This window comes from Streptomyces sp. NBC_01214, assembly GCF_026340975.1.
Taxonomy (GTDB): domain Bacteria; phylum Actinomycetota; class Actinomycetes; order Streptomycetales; family Streptomycetaceae; genus Streptomyces.
Map to the genome: position 1 here is coordinate 2273760 of NZ_JAPEOS010000002.1, position 22379 is coordinate 2296138.

Here is a 22379-nt window from a genome sequence, read left to right on the forward strand (position 1 = left end):
CGTCCCCGGAGGGGGCTCGTTACCTCCGGGGTAATCGACCCTCCTCGCGGGCCCCGGCACAGTGGACGCATCGGGTTCCGGGGCCGCGCACTCGGTCCCGGGATCCGTGTCCCACCTGGCCGTTCGACCTCGATGGAGGCTGATTCCCATGTCCGCGACCCCGCTCACCGGCTTCGCCCGCAACCGCGTCCCGCAGACCGCGCTGCGCCGGATCCTCGCCCTCGACTCGGTCGTCACCACCGCCAACGGGCTCGCGTACGTCGCCCTGTCCGCCCCGCTCGGCCGGCTGCTCGGGGTCGGGCAGGGGCTGTTGCTGGAACTCGGGATCCTCCTCGTCGCGTACGGGGCCGGCGTCGGATGGCTCGCCTCGCGGCGGCAGCCGCCCGTCCTTCCCGTGAAGCTCGTCATCGAGACGAACTACGCCTGGGCCGCCCTCAGCCTGGCGTCGCTGGTGCTCTGGTTCGAGCCCACCGCCGCCGGGCTGCTGTGGATCCCGGCCCAGGCCGTCACCGTGGGCGGCTTCGCCGTGCTCCAGCAGCTGGCCCTGCGCTCGGGCTCAGCCTCCCAGTGAGCGCAGGTACTTCACCGTCGCCGGGTCGGCCGGGAGCATCGTCTCGATGGCCAGCTCGGCGACGGTCACGTCCATCGGCGTGTTGAAGGTCGCGATGGACGACACGAACGACAGCAGGTGCCCGTCGTGCTCGATGACCAGCGGCAGTGCGATGTACGCGGTGGGCTCCTCCGGAGCGCTGTCGCCCGGGCGCTCGGCGACCGGATAGGCCGACACCTCCTCGTACAGGGCGCGCAGCGGCTCGGAGCGGGCCAGTGCGATCTGCCGCTCCATCTGCGCCAGCAGGTGTCCGCGCCACTCCCTGAGGTTGTGGATCCGCGGGGCCAGGCCCTCGGGGTGCAGGGTGATCCGCATGGCGTTCAGCGGCGGGGTCAGCAGGTGCTCCGGCAGTCCGTCCAGCAGCATTGCGATGCCCTGGTTGGCGGCGACGACGTCGTACACGGCGTTTACGACCAGGGCCGGGTAGGGCTCGTATCCGGCCAGCAGGCGGGCGATGCCCTCGCGCAACGTCTCCATCGCCGGGTCGTCCAGCGCGGTGTGCGCGTAGCGCGGGGCGTAACCCGCCGCGAGCAGGAGGGAGTTGCGCTCCCGCATCGGTACGTCGAGATGGCCGGCGAGCCGCAGCACCATCTCCTCGCTCGGCCGGGACCGGCCCGTTTCGATGAAGCTGATGTGTCGGGACGAGGAGTCGGCGCGGCCCGCCAGCTCCAGCTGGCTGATGCCGCGCCGCTCCCGCCAGGCGCGCAGCAGGGTGCCCACACTCGTCGTCGTCATGCGTACGACGTTAGCCGAGAAGGGGTCAGCCCAGGTCGAAGACGTTCCGCAGGCCGAGACGGTAGCGCCACCGGTCGTGCCGTTTGGCGGGCTCCAGCTCCGGCGCCCGGTACATCGGATGGACGGTGCACCGCGGGGCTCCGGAACCGTCAGCGTCCAGAAGGGAGTTGACGGCCGCGCGCGCCGAGGCGTTGGCCCCTTCCATCGTCGCGAGGTCGATGTCGACGGCGACGTAGTCCCCGCTGAGGAAGAAGTTCGGGATGCGGGTGCCCGCGCTCGGCCGGTTGTACAGGGTGCCGACCGGGTGGATCAGCAGCTCGTCCTGGTTGGTGGGGTGTGGGGTGCCGAGCCCGTCCACGCCCGGGTCCAGGAACCACGAGTGCAGCGTGGAGTCGGTCAGCACGGTCCGCCCGGTGTCGTTGAGGGAGGCCTTCAGCTGGGCCCACACCTCGCGCGCCACCTCCTCGCGCGTGCACTGCTTGGCCGTCTTCCCGTACAGGATCCCCGGCTTGTCCCACTCGGAGATGTCCACCGACAGGCAGTCGACCGCCGTCCCGTCGCCGTAGTCGGCCGGGAAGTCGCGGGACGGCCAGTGTTCGGCCTGCTGGATCGCCGTCAACGACCAGGGGGAGTCGATGCAGTTGAGGTGGCCGTGCACCAGCTCGGCCCGCTCGGTCAGATAGAACTGGATGCCGGTCATCCAGTCCGTCTCCAGCTCGTCGCAGCGCCCCAGCATCGGATCGGCGGCCCGCAGCGCCGCGCTCCAGGTGCGGCGGGCGTGCTCGACGGGCAGCGCGCTCACGTAGTGGTCGGCGGTGACGGTCCGCGCGGCGCCGTCCGGCCCCTCGACGGCGACCCCGCTCACCCGCCCGCCCGCGCACCGCACCTCCCGCACGGTCCAGCCGATCCTGAACTCCACGCCGAGGGAACGGAGATGGGCCTCCCAGGGGTCGATCCAGGCCTCGTTGGTCGGCAGGTTGAGGATCCGGTCGGGCGGGCCGTCCGCCCCGCGCCCCAGCAGGTTGAGGACGAAGGCCTCGCCGAGGGTGCCGACGGTACGGGTGGAGGCCTCCTCGGCCTTGGTCGCCACGATGTTGCGGGTGATGCCGACGGCGAGGATGCGCCGGTACTCGTTCGACATCCGCTCCGCGCGCACGAAGTCCCACCACGGCGTCCGCTCCCAGACCTCCTCGCGCCGCTCGTCGCAGCTGGTCAGGAAGACCAGCACGCGGTCGACGAAGTACGCGCTCTCGTGCGGCGGGAGCCGGACCAGCGTCTGCAGGATGCCGGCGAGGGCGCGCCGGATCTCCTCGGGCGTCAGCTCGGCGGGGGAGTGCCCGGGCCAGGGGATCGGTCCGCGCAGGTCCTCGCGCCCGGCCGCCCGCGCGAACATCATCTCGCGCGGGGCGACGAGGTTGTCCCACACCCCGGCCGCGTTCCCGGGGAACGGGATGCGCCGCATGGTGTCGGGCAGGTTGTGGTAGATGCCGGGGATGAAGCGGAAGCCGTGCTCGGCGGGCAGCGGCCGGCGCCCGCCGCGGGCGCTGCCGGGTACGTCCATGCTGCGCGCCTTGCCGCCGAGGGCCCGGCGCTCGTACACGGTCACGGCGTACCCGCGCTCGGCGAGTTCGTGCGCCGCCGTCAGGCCCGCCACCCCGCCGCCGAGCACCGCGACGCGCCGTCCGGCGGGAGCCGGTCCGGCCCCGGCGGCTGCCGCGGGAGCCGCCCCGGCCCCGGCCAGGACCGCCCCGGCGGTGGCCGCCGCGCCCGCGCCCGCGAGGAACGTACGCCTGGAACTTCCTGTGCCCGCCATGACGGATGCCCCCTCGTTACCGCTGGTAACAGTGCGTTCGGCGCAGGAGCATATGGGGGGTGCGACGGACCCGGAAGGTGCAGGAGCACCCGAGCGCACTATGGCGCGAAAGGATTGGTCCGGTGTGCACTGTGGGAACCTTGACTACACGTCACGGGGAAAAGGAGCCGGTGCATGCCGAGTGAGCCGTTGTCACAGAAGGAGATCGAGGACCGGTTGCGGGAGCTCCCCGGCTGGGCCTTCGAGGACGACCGGATCTTCCGCACCTACTGGCTGGGCACGCACTTCGCCGCGAGCGCCCTCGTCGTCCACATCGCCACCGTCCAGGAGGAGTTGAACCACCACTCCGACCTGACCCTCGGCTACAACACGGTCCGGCTCTCCGTGAACAGCCACGATGCCGGCGGGGTGGTGACGGAGTCCGACTTCGCCCTCGCCGAACGCGTCGAGGCCCTCGCCCCGGCCCACGGCGCGAGCTGATGACCACGCACATACCGTCCGTGAGATCCCTGCTCGACTACGACGCCGAGGCCGAGGCCTACGACACCACCCGCGGCGGCGTCCCGCGCGCCGAGGCCGCGGCCGCCGCCGTCCTCGAGTTGCTCCCCGCGGACGCGCACACCCTCCTCGACATCGGCTGCGGCACCGGCATCGTCACCAGCCGGATCAGCCGCCCGGCCCTGCGCGTCCTGGGCGCGGACGCCTCCCACGGCATGGCCGCGATAGCGCTGCGGCGCGGCATCCCGGTGACCCTCGCCGACGCGGCCCGGCTGCCGGTCCGGTCGCAGTCCCTGGACGCGGTCAGCGCGGTGTGGCTGCTGCACCTGCTGCGCGAGCCGGGACTGGTGCCGGCGGTGATCGCCGAGGCCGCCCGGGTGCTGCGGCCCGGCGGGGTCTTCCTCGCCACCGTGGACAAGGACTCGGCGCACGACGTCGGCAGCGACATCGACGCCGTTTTCGCCGCGCACCTGACCCCGACCCCCTCGGACGCCTCCGGGGAGGTCGAGGCCTACGCGGCCAGGGCGGGCCTGCTCGCGGTCGGCGAGGCCCTTTTCACCGGCCACGGCCAGGGCCGTACCCCGCGCGGCTCCGCCGAGTCCCTGCTCGCGGGCCGGTACGCCTCCCGGATCGTCCCGCGCGGCATCACCGCGCAGGAGCTCGCTGCCCGGCTGGAACTGCTGCCGGACCAGGACGTTCCGCGCGCGGAGCCGACGTACCGCATACGGAGCTTCGTACGCGTCTGACCCGCACGCAGGCCCGCCCGGACCCCGGCGCGGACCCGGACCCCGGCGCGGACCGGGACCCCGGCGCGGACCGGGACCCCGGCGCGGACCGGGACCCCGGCGGGGACCCGGATCGGATCCGGTCCTAGACCCGGCCGAGGGCCCGGATCGCCTCACACGTCGAACTCGGCCGGGTCCGGCCCGATCCGCCGGCCCGCCGCGCCCGCGCCCAGGGCGTCCAGCGCCGCCATGTCGGCGGCCGCCAGCTCGAAGTCGAACACGTCCAGGTTCTCCCGGATGCGCGCGGGGGTCACCGACTTCGGGATCACGATGTTCCCGTGCTGCAGGTGCCAGCGCAGCACCACCTGCGCGGCGCTGCGGCCGTACGCGGCGGCGATCGCGGCCACGGCCGGGAGCGTCAGCAGCTCCTTGCCCTGGCCCAGCGGGGACCAGGCCTCGGTGGCGATCCCGCGCCCGGCGTGCACGGCGCGCAGCTCGGCCTGCGGGAAGAGCGGGTGCAGCTCGACCTGGTTCACGGCCGGGACCAGCTCGCTCTCGGCGGCGATCCGCTCCAGGTCGGCCGGGCGGAAGTTCGACACGCCGACCGCCTTGGCGCGGCCGCTCGCCGCGATCTCCTCGAAGGTCTTCCAGATGGCGACGAAGTCGTCGCGCATCGGGCGCGGCCAGTGGATCAGGTACAGGTCGACGTGGTCCAGGCGGAGCTTGGCGAGGGAGTCGTCGAAGGCGCGCAGCACCTGGTCCCGGCCCCACTTCTGCTTCCGGCCGTTCCACAGCTTGGTGGTGACGAACAGCTCCTCGCGCGGCAGCCCGGAGGCGGCGACGGCCTTGCCGGTGCCCGCCTCGTTGCCGTAGATGGCGGCCGTGTCGATGCTGCGGTAACCGGCCTCCAGGGCGGTCCCGACGGCGCGCTCCGCCTCTGCGTCCGGCACCTGCCAGACGCCGTAGCCGAGCTGGGGCATGAGCGTGCCGTTGTTGAGCTTGATGGCGGGGACCTGGTTCACGTCTGGTCTTTCCCTCACGTCGGAGCGGCGGTGCGGCGGTGCGGCGGCGCGGCGGTGGTGGAGCGTCGCACAAGGGGCGATAACCGGCCCCTCGTACGACGTATTCCCGCCAATCTTTCCGTGCGCGCCCTCACGCGGTCCCGAGGTACGCCTCCCGCACCAGCGGGTTCGCCCGGACCTCGGCGGCAGTGCCCTCGGCCAGCACCGTCCCGAGGTCCAGTACGACGACCCGCGCGCACAGCTCCATCACGAAGGCCACGTTGTGCTCGACCAACAGCACCGCGCAGCCCTCCCGCTCCGCCAGCGCCCGCACGACCTCCGCGAGCCGGTCGCGCTCGGGCGCGGACATGCCCGACGCGGGCTCGTCCAGCAGCAGCACCCGCGGCGGATCGGCCACCGCGCGCGCCAGTTCCACCATCCGGGCCTGCCCGACGGGCAGCCCGCCGGCGTACGAGGCCCCGAGCGCGCCGATCCCGCAGTCGGCCAGCACCCGCTCGCCGCGGGCCCGGCGCTCGCGCTCCCGGGCCCGCCGGGCCGGCAGGGCGAGCAGATCGGCGGCCGGCCCGCCCCCGCCGCCCCGCCACTCCTGCGCCACGAGCACGTTGTCGGCCACGCTCAGCTGCCCGAACAACTGCTGCCGCTGGAACGTCCGGCGTATCCCGTGCCGGGCCCGCCAAACGGGGGAGCGGCGGGTGACGTCCGCCCCGTCCAGCAGCATCCGCCCCTGGTCGGGGCGGCGGATCCCGGACAGCACGTCGAACAGCGTGGTCTTCCCGGCGCCGTTCGGCCCGATCAGCCCGCACACCTCGCCCGCGCGCACCCCGAGATCCACCCCGGTCAGCGCCCGGACGCCGCCGAAGCGCACACCGACCCCGCGGGCCTCCAGTACGTACCCGCTCCCGCTCATGTCGCCATCCCCAGGTAGGCCTCGGTGAGCCGGTCCGCGCGCACCTCGGCCCGGGGGCCGCACCAGGAGACCCGCCCCTGGGAGAGGTAGGCCACGGTGTCGGCGATCCCGAGGATCTCGGCCGCCTTCTCCTCCACCAGGAGCAGCGCCGTCCCCGCGTCGCGGAGCTCGGTGAGCAGCGCGTACACCTCTTCCACCACGCGCGGGGCGAGCCCGAGCGAAGGTTCGTCGGCGATCAGCACCGCGGGCGGCCGCTGGAGCAGCGGAGCCAGGGCCAGCATCTGCTGCTCCCCGCCCGAGAGCGCTCCGGCGGGGATCGCGCGCCGCTCGGCGAGCCGCGGGAAGCGGGCGTAGACGGCGGCCCGGGCGTCGGCGTCCTCCAGGTACAGGGCCAGGTTCTCCTCGATGGTGAGCGCGGGGAAGATCCCGCGTCCCTCGGGGGCGAGCAGCACCCCGGCCCGCGACCGGCGTACGGCCCCGTCCCGGGTCGCGTCCCGCCCGCCCACGTACACCGTCCCGGCCCCGACCGGCAGCAATCCGGCGGCGACCCGGCAGGCGGTGCTCTTCCCGGCCCCGTTCGGCCCGAGTACGGCGAGGATCTCGCCCGCGCGGACGGTGAGATCGACCCCGTGCAGCACGAGCCCCCCGTCGTACCCGGCCGTGACCCCGCGCAGCGCGAGGGCGGGTGCGGGCCGTGGGGCGGGGCCGGACTGTGCGGTGGAGCCGAGCCGTGCGGCGGGGCCGGGCCCTGCGGCGGGGCCGGGCCCTGCGGGGCTTTCCCCCACCCCGCCCTTTCGCCGTTTCCCGGGGCTCCGCCCCAGACCCCGCGCCTCAAAGGCCGGCGAGGCTGATTCAGCCCGCCCGGCGTTTGAGGGCGCGGGCGCGCAGCGCACGTACGGGGTCCGGGGCGCAGCCCCGGTTTCGGGAAGGGGCGGGGTGGGGGACGAGCCGCCCGCATGGCCCACCGCTCGCCGCTTCGCCAACCGCACCGGCACCGCCGCGCAGTACCCGTCCGGGTCGTTGGCCAGGGCCAGCCCCGCCAGCCCGAACAGGATCACCGGCAGGTGCGCCGACTCCGTCACATGGTCCGCCAGCACCCGCGGAGCCACCGCGAACACCAGCCCCGCCACCACCGCGTACTGCGGCCTGCGCACACCCGCAGCCACGACCACCGCCAGCCACACCAGCCCGGTCATCGCCGTGAAGTCCGTCGCCGTGATCCGGGTGTTGTACGAGGCGTACAGCACGCCCCCGAACCCGGCCAGTCCCGCCGACAGCGTGAACAGCAGCAGTTTCGTGCGCAGGACGGAGACCCCCGAGGCGACGGCCGCCGCCGGGGCCGACCGGACCGCCAACATCGCCCGCCCCGACGGGGAGTGGCGCAGCGCGGTCAGCCCGGCCGCCACCAGCGCGACCAGGACCACCAGGGCCACCCCCAGCGCCCGGTCGTCGGAGAGGTCCACCAGTCCGAACACCGGCCGCGGGATCGACCATCCCGCATCGCCGTTGCGCAGCCAGCGCAGCTGGAACAGCACCTGGTCGGCCAGGAAGGCCAGCGCCAGCGTGGCCAGGGCCAGGGACCTGCCCCCCAGCCGCAGCGCCGGCAGCGCGACGAGCGCCCCCAGCAGGGCCGCCGCGCACGTGCCCACCGCCAGCGCGGCCACGAAGGGCCAGCCCCGGCTCATGAGCAGCCCGGCCACGAGCGCGGCGCCGGTCACGAAGGTGCCCTGCGCCAGCGACACCATCGCCCCGAGCCCGGTCACCACCGTGAAGGACATGAACACGAGCGCGATGGCCAGCCCCTGCGCCAGCAGTCCGCTCCAGAAGGGGGTGGTCACGGTGTAGAGCGCCACGCACAGCGCTGCCGCACCCGCCGCCCACACCCCCCACCGCCGCCCCCACGAGGCCCCGGCCAGATGGTCGACCGGCGGCGCGTCCACGGCAGCGACCCCTGCCGTCCGCGCCGTACGGGTCAGCACCAGGAGCCCGCCGAACAGGATCAGGAAGGGCACGGCGGTCCGGAAGCCGGTGACGGACTCGGCGAAGGACGCGTACCCCGCCACCAGGTTCTGTAGCACCCCCAGCCCGAGTCCGCCCGCGAAGGCCAGCGGCACGGAAGCGAACCGCCCGATGACCGCCGCCGTGGCCGACACGAACAGGAACAGGGTGAAGTCGTGCGCCGACAGTCCGAGCAGCGGGGTCGCCAGCACCCCCGCGAGGCCCGCCAGGCCCGACGCGATCATCCAGGCCACCGACGACAGCCGGTCGGCACTGATGCCGCGCAGCTCGGTCAGCGAGCGGTTGTCGACGGCGGCCCGCAGTTGCAACCCCAGCCGCGTGTGCCGCATCAGCACCCACAGGGCCACCGCCACCAGCGCCGTCACCACCCAGGTGATCAGCTGGTCGGAGTCGATGCCGACGCCGTCCGCGAGCTGCCAGGACCGTGCGGGGCTGGGCCCCACGCCCGGCAGCCCGAACTGGTTCTCCGCCGGCTTCACCGGCGCGCCCGCCTCCGCCAGCAGTTCCACCAGCCACAACCCGGCGGCCGGCAGCGCCACCAGCAGCCCGATGGTGGCCACGATCTGTGCGGTCTCGCCGACCCGGGCGAGCCGCCGGAACATGAGCCGGTCCAGCCCCCAGCCGAGACCGGGAGCCAGGACGAGGACCACCAGCAGGGCGGCCGGGACGGCGGGCCAGCCCAGCCCCGAGTGCAGCTCGTAGAAGGTGAGCGCGCACAGGTAGGCGGTGGCCCCGTGCGCGAAGTTGAACAGTCCGGACGCCGAGTACGACAGCACCAGCCCGGTGGCGAGCAGTGCGTACAGGGCGCCGGAGACCAGACCGCTCAGCACGAAGACGAGCAGATCCCCCATGTCGCAGCCCTACTTGAAGGGGATCGGTTCGTAGCACTTGAACGGTACGGAGACCTCGTACCCGCCGTTCTTCAGCTGTACGAGCGCCCCGCAGCCGAAGCTGTCCTTCTGTCCCTTGGGCTCCGCGCGGTCGCCGACGAGCGTGCCGGAGTCGGAGAAGCCCTGCGCGGCGGCCTGGAAGGATTCGACGGTCAGGTCCTTGCCGGCCTCTTGCGCGATGGCGAGGAAGAGGTCGGCCGACATGTACCCGGTGAGCATGTGCATGTTCAGGGGCACTTCCTGGCCGCCCGCGGCCGCCTTGATGTCGGCCTTGAACTGCGCCATCTTCGGATCGGTCGACTCGAAGGGCTGGAACTGCAGCAGCACGTGCACCCCGTCGAGGGCCTGCTTGGTGGCGTCCTTGGCGAGCAGCCCGGGGTCGTAGTCCGTCGGGTCGGAGAGCAGCCCCTGGTAGCCGCTGCGCTTGAGCGCGGTGAACAGTCCGATGTTGTTCGGGGGCTGCATGACGGAGACGACGGCGTCCGGGGCCTTGCCGTCGTTGGCGGCGAGGATCTCCTTGACGTACGCGGACCAGTCGCTCGGGACGGCGGTGGCGGGCACGGAGGCCTTGGCGTAGGAGACCTTGAAGCCGGCGCTGGTGAAGCCCTGCTGGAAGGTCCGGATGCCGAACTTGCCGGCGTCGCTGTCGTTGGCGATGATCGCGACCGATTTGCCCCGGGCCCCGCCGAGGATCTGGCCGATGCCCTCGGGCCAGGTCTGGTTGAGGGTGCCGCCGGGGGTGGGGACCAGGCAGCCGTTGAAGCCGTAGATGTGGCGGGGTCCGCAGAAGGCGGGCAGGGTGCCCCAGCCGAAGGTGGGGACCTTCTCCTGCTCCAGGAAGTCGGCCCCGGAGAAGGTCACCGAGCTCATGGGGGAGACGGCGAAGACCTTGTCCTGCTGGACGAGCTTGCGGGCGGCGGCCAGGTTCTTGGCGGGGTCCTGGCCGTCGTCCTCCGCGCCGAGGTAGTCGATCTTGCGTCCGTTGATCCCGCCCTCGGCGTTGGCCCGGAGGTAGCGGGCCTTGGCCCCGAGGTCGGTGTCCTTCTTGCTGTAGCCGCTGGCGCTGGTCATCGACACGATCCCGCCGACCTTGATCGAGTCGTCGCTCACTCCGCGGGAGTTGCCCGCCGTGTCGCCGGGCTTACCGGGGGAGGTTCCGTTGGTGGAGGCGGAGTTGCAGGCGGAGACGAGCGCGAGGGCCGCCGCCGCGGCGGCCAGGGTGCGGATCGGTCGCAACATGTCGGGGATCCCCTCCGGTTGGAATCCCCGCATTCTGTGCGCGACCTGACGGATCGTCAATATTGTCGACAGATGGAAATGACGATCCGTCAGTTATGGGGTGCGGGTGCCCGGCGGACGACCCGGACCTGCGCCGCGACGTCCCCGGCCGGACCCGGCTCAGGAGGAGTGCCGGACCCGGCTCAGGAGGAGTACAGGGCCGCGACCTCCTTCGCGTACGCCTTCTCGATCGCCCGGCGCTTGAGCTTCAGCGAGGGGGTCAGCAGGCCCCGCTCCTCCGTGAACTGCTCACCCAGCACCCGGAAGGTGCGGATCGCCTCCGCCTGCGAGACCAGGGTGTTCGCGGCCACCACCGCCCGGCGCACCTCCGCCGTCAGCTCGGGGTCACCCACCAGCTGAGCCGCCGGCAACTGCGGCCGGCCGCGCATCGACAGCCAGTGCGCCATCCCGTCCATGTCCAGGGTGAGCAGCGCCGCGATGTACGGCCGGTCGTTGCCCACCAGCACGCACTGCGACACCAGCGGATGGGAACGGACCCGCTCCTCCAGCGCGGCGGGCGCGACGCTCTTGCCGTTGGAGGTCACCAGGATGTCCTTCTTGCGCCCGGTGATCGTCAGGTACCCGTCCGCGTCCAGCCGGCCGAGGTCGCCGGTGGCCAGCCAGCCGCCGCGCAGGACCGCCTCCGTGGCCCGGGGGTCGTTGAGGTACCCGGAGAAGATGTGGCTGCCGTGCAGCCAGACCTCCCCGTCGTCCGCGATGTGCACCGTACTGCCCGGGATCGGCCGCCCCACCGTGCCGTACTTGGTCGCACCGGGCGGGTTCGCGGTCGCCGCCGCGCACGACTCGGTCAGCCCGTACCCCTCGAACACCGTGATCCCGGCCCCGTCGAGGAACAGCCCCAGGCGGCGCGACATCGCCGAACCGCCCGACATGGCGTGCCGTACCCGGCCGCCCATCGCCTCGCGGACCTTCCCGTAGACGAGCCGGTCGAAGAGCTGGTGCTCCATGCGCAGCGCGGCCGACGGCCCCGGCCCGGTGCCGAAGGCCTTGCGCTCGCGCGCCTCCGCGTACCGCACGGCCGTCTCCACCGCCCGGTCGAAGGGGCCCGCACGTCCCTCCGCCTCCGCCTTGCGGCGGGCGCCCGCGAAGACCTTCTCGAAGACGTGCGGGACGCCCAGCACGAACGTCGGCCGGAAGGCGGCGAGGTCCGGCATCAACTCGGCCGCAGCCAGTACCGGTTGGTGGCCCAGCTTCACCCGGGCCCGGACGGCGGCCACTTCCACCATCCGCCCGAACACGTGGGCCAGCGGCAGGAAGAGCAGGGTGGACGGCTCCTCGCCCTGCCGGGCCCGGAAGACGGACTCCCAGCGGCTCACCAGGGTGTCGGTCTCGTACATGAAGTTGGCGTGCGTGAGCACGCACCCCTTCGGCCGGCCCGTCGTCCCGGAGGTGTAGATGACGGTGGCGGTCGCGTCGGGCGTCACGGCGCCCCGGTGGCGGTGCACGACGTCCTCGGCGACCCCGCGGCCGTCGGCGACGAGCCCGTCCACGGCCCCGGCGTCGAGCTGCCACAGCCGGCGCAGGTGGGGGAGCCGGTCGATGACCGATCCCACCGTCATGGCCTGGTCCTCGTCCTCGACCACGCAGGCCGTGCAGTCGGAGTCGAAGAGGATCCAGTGGACCTGATCGGCGGAGGACGTCGGGTACACCGGGACGGGCTGGGCGCCGATCGCCCACAGGGCGAAGTCGAAGAGGGTCCATTCGTACCGGGTGCGGGACATGACGGCGACCCGGTCCCCGAAGCGCACCCCCTGGGCCAGCAGTCCCCGGGCGAGCGCGAGCACCTCGGCGGCCAGCTCCCGGGACGTCACGTCCCGCCAGACCCCGTCCGTCTTCCGGCCGAGCACCACCCGGTCCGGCTCCTCGCGGGCGTGCTGGAAAACGATGTCGGCCAGGCCGCCGACGGGCGCGCCCGTGACGACGGGTGGGACGGTGATCTCGCGCAAGGCCCCGCTCCTCTCCGCGCGCCGCGGTGAACGTACCTCATGGTCAACAGGGGGTGACCGGCCTTCGGATACCTCCACAAGACCTCCCCAGTGATCACGGTGTTCACGCCGTTGACGTGCGACTGAGCCGGTCCGCGCCGGAGAGTACGGCCATGGCCAACGCTTCGGCCGCGGCGGCCGGACGCGGCCCGCGGAGCAGCGCGAACTCCACCGGCCCGAGCTCCGGCAGCCCGCCGACCCGCACCAGGCCGGGCGGGATCAGCCCCCGGGCGTGCGCCATCACGCCGAGCCCGGCCCGGGCCGCCGCGATCAGGCCGCTCAGGCTGCCGCTCGTGCACGCGATCCGCCACGCCCGCCCCTCACCCTCCAGCACCTCCAGCGCCCGGGCACGGGTGATGCCCGGCGGCGGGAAGACGATCAGCGGAACAGGGCGCTCCGGGTCCACCCGCAGTCCCTCCGCGCCGATCCACACCATCCGGTCCCGCCACACCAGCCGGCCCCGCTCGTCCCCCGGCCCGCGCCGCTTCGCCAGCACCAGGTCGAGACGGCCCGCGTCCAGCCGCTCGTGCAGGGTCCCCGAGAGCTCCACCGACAGCTCCAGATCCACCTCGGGGTGCTCGTGCCGGAACCCTTCGAGGATCTCCGGAAGGCGCGTCAGCACGAAGTCCTCCGAGGCCCCGAACCGCAGCCGCCCGCGCAGCCGCGTCCCCGCGAAGAAGGCCGCCGCCCGCTCGTTCGCCTCCAGGATCGTGCGCGCGAAACCGAGCAGCGCCTCACCGTCCTCCGTCAGCCCCACGCTGTGCGTGTCCCGGACGAACAGCGGCCGCCCCGTCGCCTCCTCCAGCCGACGCACGTGTTGGCTGACCGTGGACTGCCCCACCCCGAGCCGCCCCGCGGCCTGCGTGAAGCTGAGCGTCTGGGCCACCGTGAGGAAGGTCCGCAAGTGGACGGGGTCGTACATACCGCCACGCTAGCCGCTCATCACGATTCACGATGGCAGTGAGTGCGGTATGCGGGTTTCCCGATGAACGTCCACCGCCGACCATGAGGGGGAGCCCCCGCCCCGACAGCAAGTGAGCACCCCCGCATGCGCCGCCCGCACCTTCCCGCCCAGCTGCCGCTGGACCCGTACGTCCTGGCCCTGCTCGCCACCGTGGGCCTCGCCGCCCTGCTGCCCGCCCGCGGCCCGGCCGCCACCGCCGCCGACCTCGCCTCCACCGCGGCCGTGGCCCTGCTCTTCTTCCTCTACGGCGCCCGGCTCTCCACCCGCGAGGCCCTCGACGGCCTGCGCCACTGGCGGCTCCACCTCACCGTGCTCGCCTGCACCTTCGTACTCTTCCCGCTCCTCGGCCTCGCCGCCCGAGTCCTCGTTCCCGGCCTGCTCACCGCCCCGCTCTACAGCGGCCTGCTCTTCCTCTGCCTGGTCCCCTCGACCGTGCAGTCCTCCATCGCCTTCACCTCGATCGCCCGCGGCAACGTCCCCGCCGCGATCTGCGCGGGCTCCTTCTCCAGCCTGGCCGGCATCGTCCTCACCCCCCTCCTCGCCGCCGCCCTGCTCGGCGGCGGCGCGGGCGGCGGCTTCTCCCCCGACTCCCTCCTGAAGATCACCCTCCAGCTCCTGCTGCCCTTCCTCCTCGGACAGGCCCTGCGCCCCCGGGTCGGCGGCTTCCTCTCCCGCCACGAGAAGGTCCTCGGCCACGTCGACCGCGGCTCGATCCTGCTCGTCGTCTACGCCGCCTTCAGCGCGGGCGTGGTCGCGGGCATCTGGCACCGGGTGAGCCTCCCGCGGCTCGCCGCCCTGATGCTCGTGGAGGCCGTGCTCCTCGCCGTCATGCTCCTCGCCACCTGGTACGGCCCGGCCCGCCTCGGCTTCGGCCGCGCGGACCGCATCGCCATCCAGTTCGCCGGGTCGAAGAAGAGCCTGGCCGCCGGACTCCCCATGGCCAGCGTGCTGTTCGGGCCCCATGCCGCCCTCGCCGTGCTTCCGCTGATGCTCTTCCACCAGATGCAGCTGATGGTCTGCGCGGTCATCGCCCGGCGCCGCGCCCAGGACCCGGAGCCCGAACTCGCCGCCGACCGTGTGGCGGACGTCTCGCCCGCGCTCGAACGGCCCGCGTCCCGGGCCCGTTAACGTTCGGTGGTGACCTGGATACGCCCGCTCGCCGCGCACGCCGAACGCCCCTGCACGCTGGTGGTCTGCCGCGGCTGCTGTTGCGGTGACCCCCGCAAGAACCCCGGCTCCGACCACGCCGGCCAGCTCGCCCGGCTGCGCGAGGCCGCCGCCGCCTCCGGGGGCCGCCTGGCCGTCCGTACCAGCGAGTGCCTCGGCCCCTGCGCCCAGGCCAACGTCATCGTGGTCCAGCCCACCACCGCGGCCCGGCGCCGCGGCGCCCGCGCGACCTGGTTCGGCTGGGCCCTGGACGACACCGCGACGGACGAGATCATCGCCTGGGCCGAATCCGGCGGCCCGGGCACCACCCCGCTCCCGCCCACCCTGGACCTGCACCGCATCGACCCGCCGACCCCGAAGCCGGCCAAGGACTCCCCGCGCCGCGGCCGCCGGGGGCGCTGACGTGCAGAACCTCGCGCGCACGGTGCTCGTGTTGTTCGGCCTGCTGGTCGCTCTGGTGGTCTGGATGGCCCTGTCCCTCGACCTGTTCGACAGAAAACCCTCCGTTCCGCTCAGGGCGCAGAACGTCACCGGCACGTGGCAGGGCGACCGCGGAGGCCGGATCGAGGTGCTGGCCGACGGCCGGGTCCGCCTCACGGAGCTCGACGGCTGGGGATGCGGTCAAGGCCCGCAGCCGGGCACGTTCACCGGCGAGGGCAGCTGGACCATCAGAAGTCTCTCCGACGAGGACCCGGGGATCCTGATCCTGATCAAGTTCACTGCCGACGGAACGCCCGCTGTACAGGACTGCGACGGTTGGTTCACGCTCCACGGCACCGGCAAGGGGGGCACCGCAGGAGACGGCAGCGACGTGTGGGCCTCGTTCATAGGCAGCTACGAACGGGGCAGGGAGCTGTTCCGGCGCACCCCTACAGGGTGATCCGCTCCTCGCCCGCGTAGATGTTCATGTCCGGCCCCCGCAGGAAGCCGACCAGCGTCATCCCCGACTCCAGCGCCAGGTCAACCGCCAGCGAGGACGGCGCCGAGACGGCCGCCAGCACCGGGATGCCCGCCATCACGGCCTTCTGCACCAGCTCGAAGGAGGCCCGGCCCGACACCAGCAGGACCGCGCCCGCCAGGGGGAGGCGCCCGGACTGGTACGCCCGGCCCACGATCTTGTCCACCGCGTTGTGCCGGCCGACGTCCTCCCGCAGGTCGAGCAGCTCGCCCTGGGCCGTGAACAGCCCGGCCGCGTGCAGTCCGCCCGTACGGTCGAAGACCTTCTGGGCCGCGCGCAACCGGTCCGGCATCGCGCTGAGGACCTCCGCGGGCACCCGTACCGGATCGGCGGCGATCCCCGGGAAGCGGGTCGCCGTACGGACCGCGTCCAGGCTGGCCTTCCCGCACAGGCCGCAGGAGGAGGTGGTGTAGACGTTCCGCTCCAGCGTGATGTCCGGCACCGGGACTCCGGCGGCCAGCTGGACGTTCACCACGTTGTAGGTGTTCGAACCCTCCTCGGTCGCCCCCTCGCAGTAGGTGACGGCCTGCACGTCCGAGGCGGCGCCGAGCACGCCCTCGCTGACCAGGAAGCCCACCGCCAGGGCGAAGTCGTCGCCCGGCGTGCGCATCGTGATGGCCAGCGGTTTGCCGTTCAGCCGTATCTCCAGCGGCTCCTCGGCCACCAGTGTGTCCGGCCGGACACCCGCCCCGCCGCTCCGGATCCGGACGACGCGACGGCGCTCGGTGACCCGTCCCATGGTGATCAGCCCACCCCTTCTGTTCTCGGTCTTCGTTTCCGCCGGCTCCCGACGAGCTCATTGTCCCGGTTCCGCTTCACACGACGCCCCCGGCAGGTGGATCCTCGGGAAGCTCCAAAATCCGGGGCCGGAATCCTGTCGGGTCACACGCACACGTACCCACCAGTAGCAGGCAAAGCTGGGTGATCCTGACTTCCGTACAAGGGGGGACCCCGCCCATGACCGGTTCACGCGTGGTGGCGCTAGGGCACTACCAGCCCGCGAAAGTGCTCACCAACGAGGACCTCGCGGCCATGGTCGACACCACCGACGAGTGGATCCGGTCCCGCGTCGGCATCCGCACGCGCCACATGGCTGGCCCGGACGAACCGGTGGACGAGCTGGCCTACCAGGCTGCGGGCAAGGCGCTGGCCGGCGCCGGCCTGACCCCGGACGACATCGACCTGGTGCTGGTCGCCACGTCGACCGCGATCGACCGTTCGCCCAACATGGCCGCGCGCGTCGCCGCCAAGCTGGGCATGGGCGGCGGACCCGCCGTGATGGACATCAACGTCGTCTGCTCGGGCTTCACGCACGCCCTGGCCACCGCCGACCACGCCATCCGGGCCGGCTCCGCCACCCGTGCGCTGGTCATCGGCGCCGACAAGATGACCGAGATCACCGACTGGACCGACCGCACCACCTGCGTGCTCACCGGTGACGGAGCGGGCGCGGCCGTCGTCGAGGCCTGCGAGGAGCCGGGCATCGGCCCGGTCCTGTGGGGTTCGATCCCGGAGATGGGCAACGCGGTCCGGATCGAGGGCTCGCCGCCGGTCTTCGCCCAGGAGGGCCAGTCGGTCTACCGCTGGACCACCAGCCAGCTCCCGCCGCTCGCCCGCAAGGTGTGCGAGAAGGCCGGGGTCACCCCGGAGGAACTGGCCGCGGTCGTCCTCCACCAGGCGAACCTGCGGATCATCGAGCCCCTCGCCGCGAAGATCGGCGCCGTCAACGCCGTCGTCGCCCGCGACGTCATCGAGTCCGGCAACACCTCGGCCGCCAGCATCCCGATGGCCCTGTCGAAGCTGGTCCAGCGCGGTGAGATCCCCTCCGGCGCCCCGGTCCTCCTCTTCGGCTTCGGCGGCAACCTCTCCTACGCGGGCCAGGTCATCAGCTGCCCGTGACGGCTCCGGCGTCCGTTCCCCGCGCCTGCGCGGCGGGGGAGCGGCCGCCCTCGGCCACCACCGCGCCGACCAGGACGACCGACAGGGCCACCAGCTGGCCGGCTCCCGTCCAGCTGGTCCCCACGGGCACGGTGGCGAGCGCGAGCACCAGCGCCGTCGCGCGGTAGCGGGCCGGCCCGATGCCCAGCACCGCACGGAAGACCAGGTTCCCTGCCAGGTAGAGGGCGACCCCGCCGGCCAGCGCGACCGCCGGGCCGGTGTGCAGGTGCTCCCCGAGGTGCCCGATCGTCTTCTTCACACCGGCCGCGAAGACGGCGATGCCCAGGAGCACGGGCAGGAAGGCGTAGTAGTACGCGACCATCGCCAGCTTGAAACGCCGCGCCGGCGGGGTCTGCGCGAAGACCTCTTCGGCCCGGCCCTCGTCGCGCACGAAGTACATCCACCACATCGCCGACGCGACCGTCAGGGCCAGGAACGCGCCGCCGGCGATACCGGGGGACAGCGGCAGCGAGCCCACCCCGATGCCGATCGCGATCACGGATTCACCGAAGACGATGATCAGCAGCAGGCCGTGCCGCTCCACCAGGTGCGCCGCGTTCATCCCGCCGAGCTGGTCACCGACCGTCTGCTCGGGCACCTCGGGCTCCGTGGCGGTCCCACTCGCCGTGACCCGTTGCACGACCATCGGCGTCACGAACTGGAGCAGCAGCGCCAGCATCCACAGCCCCCAGGCCGGCAGCCCGTCGAAGAACCCGGCTGCCGTCACGGCCAGCGCGCACAGCACGTTGGGCAGCGCGAACCACAGCACCCCGCGGCCGTGCGCCTGTGTGAACAGCGCGCCGTGGACCAGGACGACCAGCAGGTACCCCAGGCCGAAGGCGACGCCGCCCGCCCCGAAGGCCGTGGGCACGGCCAGGGCGCACACCATGAACGCCCCCATGGCCAGCATCAGCAGCACCCGCCGGACTGTCCGGTCCGGCGGCACCTGGTTGGTCAGGTGCGCGTAGCCCCCGTACATCCAGAACAGGACGGTGAAGATCAGCACCACCTGCCCCGCGCCCCGCAGGCTCAGGTCGTCCGCCAGAAGCACCGTCAACTGCGTGATGGTGAAGACGAAGACGAGGTCGAAGAACAGCTCCAGCGTGCTGACGCGGTGCTCGGATTCCATGCGCGGCTCCCCCCGGACGTGTGCGCAGCCATCCGACCGCCCGGCTCCCCCTGATGTCCAGCCGGTATCGGCACCCAGAAGTGGACGCGAGGCATCCCCTTCTTCCCGCCGCCGGGACCGGGCGGCCGCCCCGCCGGTGGCGAGACGGGCCGTCTCGCTACGGCCTTCGGTGCATGCGTGCAGGTCAGCCCGGCGTGGCGGAGGATCACCGCCCGGATAAGTGGTCGGAGCCCCGCCGATCCTTTGCTATTGTTGTCCATGTCGCCGCGGGAAACCGGGGCCGACCACCTAGTCCGGGTGGCGGAATGGCAGACGCGCTAGCTTGAGGTGCTAGTGCCCTTTATCGGGCGTGGGGGTTCAAGTCCCCCCTCGGACACAAAAAGCAGGAGCCCCACACCTAGTGTGGGGCTCCTGCTGTTATCCCGGGGGCGGACATGAACACGGAACGGGCGCCACTGCGGTACGCCTGCGACATCACGGAGGACGACCTCTGGGAGGTCTACGCGTTCCTGAACCCGCGGCTGGAGGCCCTGGAAGCCGGCCACGCTCCGGGCACCGACGAACACAGGACGGCCGATGCGCTGGCCCGGATGCTGGTCAGCGCCGTACTGCACCTGGAGGGGGACGTCCGGGAGCGGTTCTGGAGGCCCTACCGCACGAGGCGGGGCACCACGCCGGTCCTCGTATGGGCGCCGCCGTCCGAGGCCGTGCTCCACGCCCGGGACGAGTGGCGCCTCGACAAGATTCGCGAGAACTGGAACGCCCTCTGTTACGGCCTGCAGGTCTGGCGCGATTGTGAAGGCTACGACCTCGAACGCTGGCACAGGGTCGAGTTCCGCGACGCCGCTGCCGCGGCCGAGTACCAGCGGCGCTGCGACGAGCTCGGCCTCAGGCCCAGGGAGCCTCCTGACCCCTTGCCGGCCTGGCGGTGGAGCCGGCCGGCCCGTCGTCACGTACCCAGCACCACCAGACCCGTCGGGTCCGTCGGGCGGGTCAGGCTGCCCGGGGTCACCGACGTGAAGGTGCGGGGGAGGGACAGCCGGGGGGTCGCGCCGTCCGGGGCGGCTTCAAAGAGGTAGGCCGCCGCGGTCGTGGTGTCGCTGACCAGGTGCGGGCCGTGCGCCGCCGCCGTCGCGGCCTCCGCGAGCGGGGTGCGGAAGAGCAGCCGGAGGTGACGCAGGGTCTCCGGGGTGACCGGGGCCCGCAGCGGCCGGGCCTCGGGCCGGCCGGGCGCGGAGTCGGCTTCGACGGCGGGGGCCACCGGGGCGTCCGGAGGGATCGCGCCGGTCAGGAGCAGGGCGAGGAGGATCGGCACGGCCTTGCGCCGCAGCGCCTCGGTGGCCGAGCGCAACCGGTGGGCATGGGCCGCGGGCAGCGACAGCGCCAGGCTCCCCGCGGCGCCGCCCGTGGCGATGGGAACGGCCGAGCAGACGACCCCCGGGGAGTACTCGAGCAGGTCGAAGACCGGCGCGCCCGGAGCCACCGCGTCCAGCGCCGTGAACAGGGCCCGGCTGTCGGTGATGGTCTGCGCGGTGAGCCGGGCGGGCCGGTGCCGGGCCACGTGATCGGCGCGGCGGTCGTGGTCGAGCTGGGTCAACAGGCACTTGCCGACCGCGCTGGCGTGTGCGGCGTCCCGGAAGTCGACCCACTCCCGAACCGGCGGGGTCGCCGGCCCGGCCGCCATCTGCGTGATGTGGACCTCGCCCCCCGCGTACCGGCTGAGGTACACCGCGGCGCCCGCGCTGTCCCGGGCCAGGGCCAGGGTGCGCTGGAGCTGCCCGGCCAGGCCGTGGCCGCCGGGGGCGGCGAGCCGGTCCAGGGCCGGGCCGCGCCCGTACACCCCCGCCCCCGGCCGGTATGCGTACTCCTCCTCGCACAGCATCGCCAGGAGGGGGCCCAGCTGCGCCTCCGCGAGGCCCGACTCCCGCGCGAGCTGGCCGGCCCGGACCCCCAACGGATGCTGCTCCAGGACGCGTACGACGCCCAGCGCGCGGCGGGCCTCCGCCAGCGCCTCGCCCGTACCGCCGCGTACGACGCTCCCGCGGGCCGCGGCCGTCAGCGCGGGGTGGCGCAGCGGGCCGGCGGCCGGCCGGGCCGCCACCGGCGCGACGACCGCGGCGGGCTGCTGCGGCAGGAACGCGGTGAGCACCCCGGACAGCCCCGGCCTCGGCAGCGGCACCGGGCCCAGGTCGGGGTCCTCGAGCTGGTCGACGTAGCGCAGCACGGCCGCCTGCGTGCACAGCCGGACCTCCCGCAGATCCCGTCGGCCCCCCGGCCGGAAGCCGCGCCGGCCCAGCTCGCGCGCCCAGTGCCGGGCGTCGTGGTGCTCGCCGCGCCGGGAGTGGTCGAGGAAGAGGCAGTACGCGGCCGCGGAGGTCCGCGGGCTCCCGGAGCCGGCGGCGAACTGCCACCAGAAGCGGGCTCCTTCGCGCAGCCCGGCCAGGTGCAGCAGGCAGCCGAAGACGACCGCCCCGGACAGGTCGGTGTGTCCCTCGGTGAGGAAGGAGTCGAGGTGTGCCGCGGCCTTGGGCGCGCACGCGGAGGCGAGGCAGACGGCCTTGAGGTCACGCCGGGCCCGTTCGGCTTCGAGCGGGCAGTCCCGTGCGGGGTCGCTCCAGCCGTGCACCGGCCGGCGCCGGGCGCAGTGTCCGGAGGCGGGCGGGTGCGGTGTGGCGCGCAGCAGCCGGGCCTCGGCGGCGCCGAGGTCGTAGTACCGGTAGCGGTCGCGGACGCCCGCCCGGGCGAGGAACTCGGCCAGGGAGCGGGCGACCGGGTCGCCGTCCTGCAGCTCCTGCCGTTCGTGGCGCCTCATGATTCGGCTGGTTCTTCTGCTGATTCTGCTGATTCTGCTGAGTCGGGTGATGGGGCGGATGCGGTGGACGTGGCGAGCAGGCGGGCGAGCCGCCGGTGGGCCTGTCCGAGGTAGGAGCGGACCGTGGCCTCGTCGACCCCCATCACGGCTGCGGCCTCACCGGGGGTGCACTGGAGCCCGTACCGCAGCAGCACGGAGTCGCGTTGCCGCTCGGCGAGCCGGGAGACGGCGGAGTAGAAGCGGATGGTGTCCGTCAGCACCTCGTACTGATCGGCGTGGGCCTCCTTGAGGGCGGCCTCGAAGGCGCTGATGTCCATCGGCTCCGGTCGTTGCTGCCAGGGATGACGCCGGCGCTGCCGGTCGACCAGGCAGTGCTTGAGGACGGTCCAGGCGTAGGCGTCGAGGCGGTCCATGTGGAGCATCCGCAGCCATTCATCCATGATCGAGTCGAAAGCGGCGTCGACCGCGGCCTCCGCCGCCGCGTCGGAGCCCAGCTGCAGATACGCGAAGCGCATGTACGCGGGCCGCCGATTGGCGTGGAAGGCCCAGTACGACAGGCGCGCCGTCGGATCCCATTGGCTCATGGGAGTCGGCCGCCGACGCCGGCTCGGTAGTCCCACGGCCCCACCGGACTCCTCCGGTCCGCCATCGTTCACCGCTCCACCTCATCCCCTGTGCTGAACAGGAAAGCAGCGCGGGCGCACTCGGAGGGCGCAGAGAAGAAAGCTGCAAGCAATACGTCGCGGATGATCGACTCGTGATCGACCTCGATCACGCGCGGCTCCAGCCAGCGCGTTTGCATATGCCCGCCGACGGTGCCATCTCAGATGCCGGCGTCGGCGCCGTCGCCACTGCGGTCGCCGCCGTCGCCCGGGCACCGGTCGGGTGCGCCGCGGTCCGGCTGTAAC

At 73.2% G+C, this 22379-nt stretch carries 20 protein-coding genes and 1 tRNA gene; 8 read left to right on the plus strand and 13 right to left on the minus strand.

Annotated features, from left to right (window positions below; all coding sequences use genetic code 11):
• Positions 1 to 148 precede the first annotated feature (148 nt).
• Positions 149 to 571, plus strand: coding sequence for a hypothetical protein (locus tag OG594_RS34975; RefSeq protein WP_266606389.1), 423 nt, complete (start codon positions 149 to 151; stop codon positions 569 to 571).
• Here OG594_RS34975 and OG594_RS34980 read toward each other — a convergent pair.
• Together OG594_RS34980 and OG594_RS34985 are read right to left on the minus strand one after the other, a co-directional pair.
• Complete coding sequence (locus OG594_RS34980; RefSeq protein WP_266606390.1) at positions 557 to 1345, minus strand: helix-turn-helix domain-containing protein; 789 nt, start codon at positions 1343 to 1345, stop codon at positions 557 to 559. The two genes, OG594_RS34975 and OG594_RS34980, sit on opposite strands and share 15 nt — an antisense overlap.
• Before the next feature lie 25 nt (positions 1346 to 1370).
• The gene (locus OG594_RS34985; protein WP_266606391.1) at positions 1371 to 3158 is read right to left on the minus strand and encodes an FAD-dependent oxidoreductase; all 1788 of its coding nucleotides are present in this window, start codon (positions 3156 to 3158) and stop codon (positions 1371 to 1373) included.
• Positions 3159 to 3332: 174 nt separating this feature from the next.
• On the opposite strand from OG594_RS34985, the gene OG594_RS34990 reads away from it, so the two are divergent.
• On the plus strand, positions 3333 to 3638 hold the full coding sequence (locus OG594_RS34990) for a 4a-hydroxytetrahydrobiopterin dehydratase (RefSeq protein WP_266606392.1): 306 nt from the start codon (positions 3333 to 3335) through the stop codon (positions 3636 to 3638).
• Positions 3638 to 4402 (plus strand): class I SAM-dependent methyltransferase, encoded by a 765-nt coding sequence (locus OG594_RS34995; RefSeq protein ID WP_266606393.1) that lies wholly within the window; start codon positions 3638 to 3640, stop codon positions 4400 to 4402. The genes OG594_RS34990 and OG594_RS34995 overlap by 1 nt, the downstream gene beginning before the upstream one ends.
• A 152-nt stretch (positions 4403 to 4554) precedes the next feature.
• On the opposite strand, the gene OG594_RS35000 is transcribed toward OG594_RS34995, so the two are convergent.
• The 6 genes from OG594_RS35000 to OG594_RS35025 form a co-directional block, all read right to left on the minus strand.
• Positions 4555 to 5403: an aldo/keto reductase gene (locus tag OG594_RS35000; RefSeq protein WP_323185383.1), complete on the minus strand. Its 849-nt coding sequence runs from the start codon at positions 5401 to 5403 to the stop codon at positions 4555 to 4557.
• 130 nt (positions 5404 to 5533) lie between these two features.
• Entirely contained in the window at positions 5534 to 6310 is a 777-nt protein-coding gene (locus OG594_RS35005) for an ABC transporter ATP-binding protein (protein ID WP_266606394.1), read from the minus strand.
• Positions 6307 to 9180 (minus strand): ATP-binding cassette domain-containing protein, encoded by a 2874-nt coding sequence (locus OG594_RS35010; protein WP_266606395.1) that lies wholly within the window; start codon positions 9178 to 9180, stop codon positions 6307 to 6309. Before OG594_RS35010 ends, OG594_RS35005 begins: the two co-directional genes overlap by 4 nt.
• 9 nt (positions 9181 to 9189) lie before the next feature.
• Positions 9190 to 10458: an ABC transporter substrate-binding protein gene (locus OG594_RS35015; protein WP_266606396.1), complete on the minus strand. Its 1269-nt coding sequence runs from the start codon at positions 10456 to 10458 to the stop codon at positions 9190 to 9192.
• Positions 10459 to 10640: 182 nt separating this feature from the next.
• Complete coding sequence (locus tag OG594_RS35020; RefSeq protein ID WP_266606397.1) at positions 10641 to 12464, minus strand: long-chain fatty acid--CoA ligase; 1824 nt, start codon at positions 12462 to 12464, stop codon at positions 10641 to 10643.
• Positions 12465 to 12567: 103 nt separating this feature from the next.
• Positions 12568 to 13425 (minus strand): LysR substrate-binding domain-containing protein, encoded by an 858-nt coding sequence (locus OG594_RS35025; RefSeq protein ID WP_266606398.1) that lies wholly within the window; start codon positions 13423 to 13425, stop codon positions 12568 to 12570.
• Positions 13426 to 13551: 126 nt separating this feature from the next.
• On the opposite strand from OG594_RS35025, the gene OG594_RS35030 reads away from it, so the two are divergent.
• Genes OG594_RS35030 through OG594_RS35040 form a run of 3 tightly spaced genes read left to right on the plus strand, consistent with a single transcriptional unit; the run spans position 13552 to position 15514 of the window.
• Positions 13552 to 14595, plus strand: a complete 1044-nt coding sequence (locus OG594_RS35030) for a bile acid:sodium symporter family protein (protein ID WP_266606399.1) — start codon at positions 13552 to 13554, stop codon at positions 14593 to 14595.
• A gap of 9 nt (positions 14596 to 14604) precedes the next feature.
• Positions 14605 to 15036 carry a (2Fe-2S) ferredoxin domain-containing protein gene (locus tag OG594_RS35035; protein WP_266606400.1) on the plus strand — a complete coding sequence of 144 codons (432 nt, stop codon included), beginning with the start codon at positions 14605 to 14607 and terminating at the stop codon, positions 15034 to 15036.
• A 1-nt stretch (position 15037) separates the two neighbouring features.
• Entirely contained in the window at positions 15038 to 15514 is a 477-nt protein-coding gene (locus OG594_RS35040) for a hypothetical protein (RefSeq protein ID WP_266606401.1), read from the plus strand.
• Here the strand turns inward: OG594_RS35040 and fdhD are convergent.
• Positions 15504 to 16331, minus strand: coding sequence for a formate dehydrogenase accessory sulfurtransferase FdhD (gene fdhD / locus OG594_RS35045; protein WP_266606402.1), 828 nt, complete (start codon positions 16329 to 16331; stop codon positions 15504 to 15506). The two genes, OG594_RS35040 and fdhD, sit on opposite strands and share 11 nt — an antisense overlap.
• Before the next feature lie 218 nt (positions 16332 to 16549).
• Here fdhD and OG594_RS35050 point away from each other — a divergent pair, with 218 nt between their 5' ends.
• Complete coding sequence (locus OG594_RS35050; protein ID WP_266606403.1) at positions 16550 to 17491, plus strand: beta-ketoacyl-ACP synthase III; 942 nt, start codon at positions 16550 to 16552, stop codon at positions 17489 to 17491.
• Here OG594_RS35050 and OG594_RS35055 read toward each other — a convergent pair.
• On the minus strand, positions 17478 to 18659 hold the full coding sequence (locus tag OG594_RS35055) for a low temperature requirement protein A (RefSeq protein WP_266606404.1): 1182 nt from the start codon (positions 18657 to 18659) through the stop codon (positions 17478 to 17480). The genes OG594_RS35050 and OG594_RS35055 overlap by 14 nt on opposite strands.
• Before the next feature lie 291 nt (positions 18660 to 18950).
• Between OG594_RS35055 and OG594_RS35060 the strand changes: the two genes are divergently transcribed.
• Positions 18951 to 19035: transfer RNA gene (locus tag OG594_RS35060), tRNA-Leu, on the plus strand.
• Between the two features lie 573 nt (positions 19036 to 19608).
• Here the strand turns inward: OG594_RS35060 and OG594_RS47185 are convergent.
• From OG594_RS47185 to OG594_RS35080, 3 genes are all read right to left on the minus strand, one after another.
• Positions 19609 to 21471 carry an IclR family transcriptional regulator C-terminal domain-containing protein gene (locus OG594_RS47185; protein WP_323185384.1) on the minus strand — a complete coding sequence of 621 codons (1863 nt, stop codon included), beginning with the start codon at positions 21469 to 21471 and terminating at the stop codon, positions 19609 to 19611.
• A complete protein-coding gene (locus tag OG594_RS35075) occupies positions 21468 to 22055 on the minus strand; it encodes a sigma factor-like helix-turn-helix DNA-binding protein (RefSeq protein WP_266606406.1) in 588 nt (195 codons plus the stop codon). The genes OG594_RS47185 and OG594_RS35075 overlap by 4 nt, the downstream gene beginning before the upstream one ends.
• A 68-nt stretch (positions 22056 to 22123) precedes the next feature.
• The gene (locus OG594_RS35080) at positions 22124 to 22246 is read right to left on the minus strand and encodes a hypothetical protein (protein ID WP_266606407.1); all 123 of its coding nucleotides are present in this window, start codon (positions 22244 to 22246) and stop codon (positions 22124 to 22126) included.
• Between the last annotated feature and the right edge of the window lie 133 nt (positions 22247 to 22379).

What these genes read in the sequence shown, in the direction of transcription:
- OG594_RS34985 (WP_266606391.1), bottom strand. Translation starts at nt 3,158, where the DNA reads ATGGCGGGCACAGGAAGTTCCAGGCGTACGTTCCTCGCGGGCGCGGGC.
- OG594_RS35010 (WP_266606395.1), bottom strand. Translation starts at nt 9,180, where the DNA reads ATGGGGGATCTGCTCGTCTTCGTGCTGAGCGGTCTGGTCTCCGGCGCC.
- OG594_RS34980 (WP_266606390.1), bottom strand. Translation starts at nt 1,345, where the DNA reads ATGACGACGACGAGTGTGGGCACCCTGCTGCGCGCCTGGCGGGAGCGG.
- OG594_RS34990 (WP_266606392.1), top strand. Translation starts at nt 3,333, where the DNA reads ATGCCGAGTGAGCCGTTGTCACAGAAGGAGATCGAGGACCGGTTGCGG.
- OG594_RS34995 (WP_266606393.1), top strand. Translation starts at nt 3,638, where the DNA reads ATGACCACGCACATACCGTCCGTGAGATCCCTGCTCGACTACGACGCC.
- OG594_RS35025 (WP_266606398.1), bottom strand. Translation starts at nt 13,425, where the DNA reads ATGTACGACCCCGTCCACTTGCGGACCTTCCTCACGGTGGCCCAGACG.
- OG594_RS35030 (WP_266606399.1), top strand. Translation starts at nt 13,552, where the DNA reads ATGCGCCGCCCGCACCTTCCCGCCCAGCTGCCGCTGGACCCGTACGTC.
- OG594_RS35005 (WP_266606394.1), bottom strand. Translation starts at nt 6,310, where the DNA reads ATGAGCGGGAGCGGGTACGTACTGGAGGCCCGCGGGGTCGGTGTGCGC.
- OG594_RS35075 (WP_266606406.1), bottom strand. Translation starts at nt 22,055, where the DNA reads ATGAGCCAATGGGATCCGACGGCGCGCCTGTCGTACTGGGCCTTCCAC.
- OG594_RS34975 (WP_266606389.1), top strand. Translation starts at nt 149, where the DNA reads ATGTCCGCGACCCCGCTCACCGGCTTCGCCCGCAACCGCGTCCCGCAG.
- OG594_RS35050 (WP_266606403.1), top strand. Translation starts at nt 16,550, where the DNA reads ATGACCGGTTCACGCGTGGTGGCGCTAGGGCACTACCAGCCCGCGAAA.
- OG594_RS35055 (WP_266606404.1), bottom strand. Translation starts at nt 18,659, where the DNA reads ATGGAATCCGAGCACCGCGTCAGCACGCTGGAGCTGTTCTTCGACCTC.
- OG594_RS47185 (WP_323185384.1), bottom strand. Translation starts at nt 21,471, where the DNA reads ATGAGGCGCCACGAACGGCAGGAGCTGCAGGACGGCGACCCGGTCGCC.
- fdhD (WP_266606402.1), bottom strand. Translation starts at nt 16,331, where the DNA reads ATGGGACGGGTCACCGAGCGCCGTCGCGTCGTCCGGATCCGGAGCGGC.
- OG594_RS35015 (WP_266606396.1), bottom strand. Translation starts at nt 10,458, where the DNA reads ATGTTGCGACCGATCCGCACCCTGGCCGCCGCGGCGGCGGCCCTCGCG.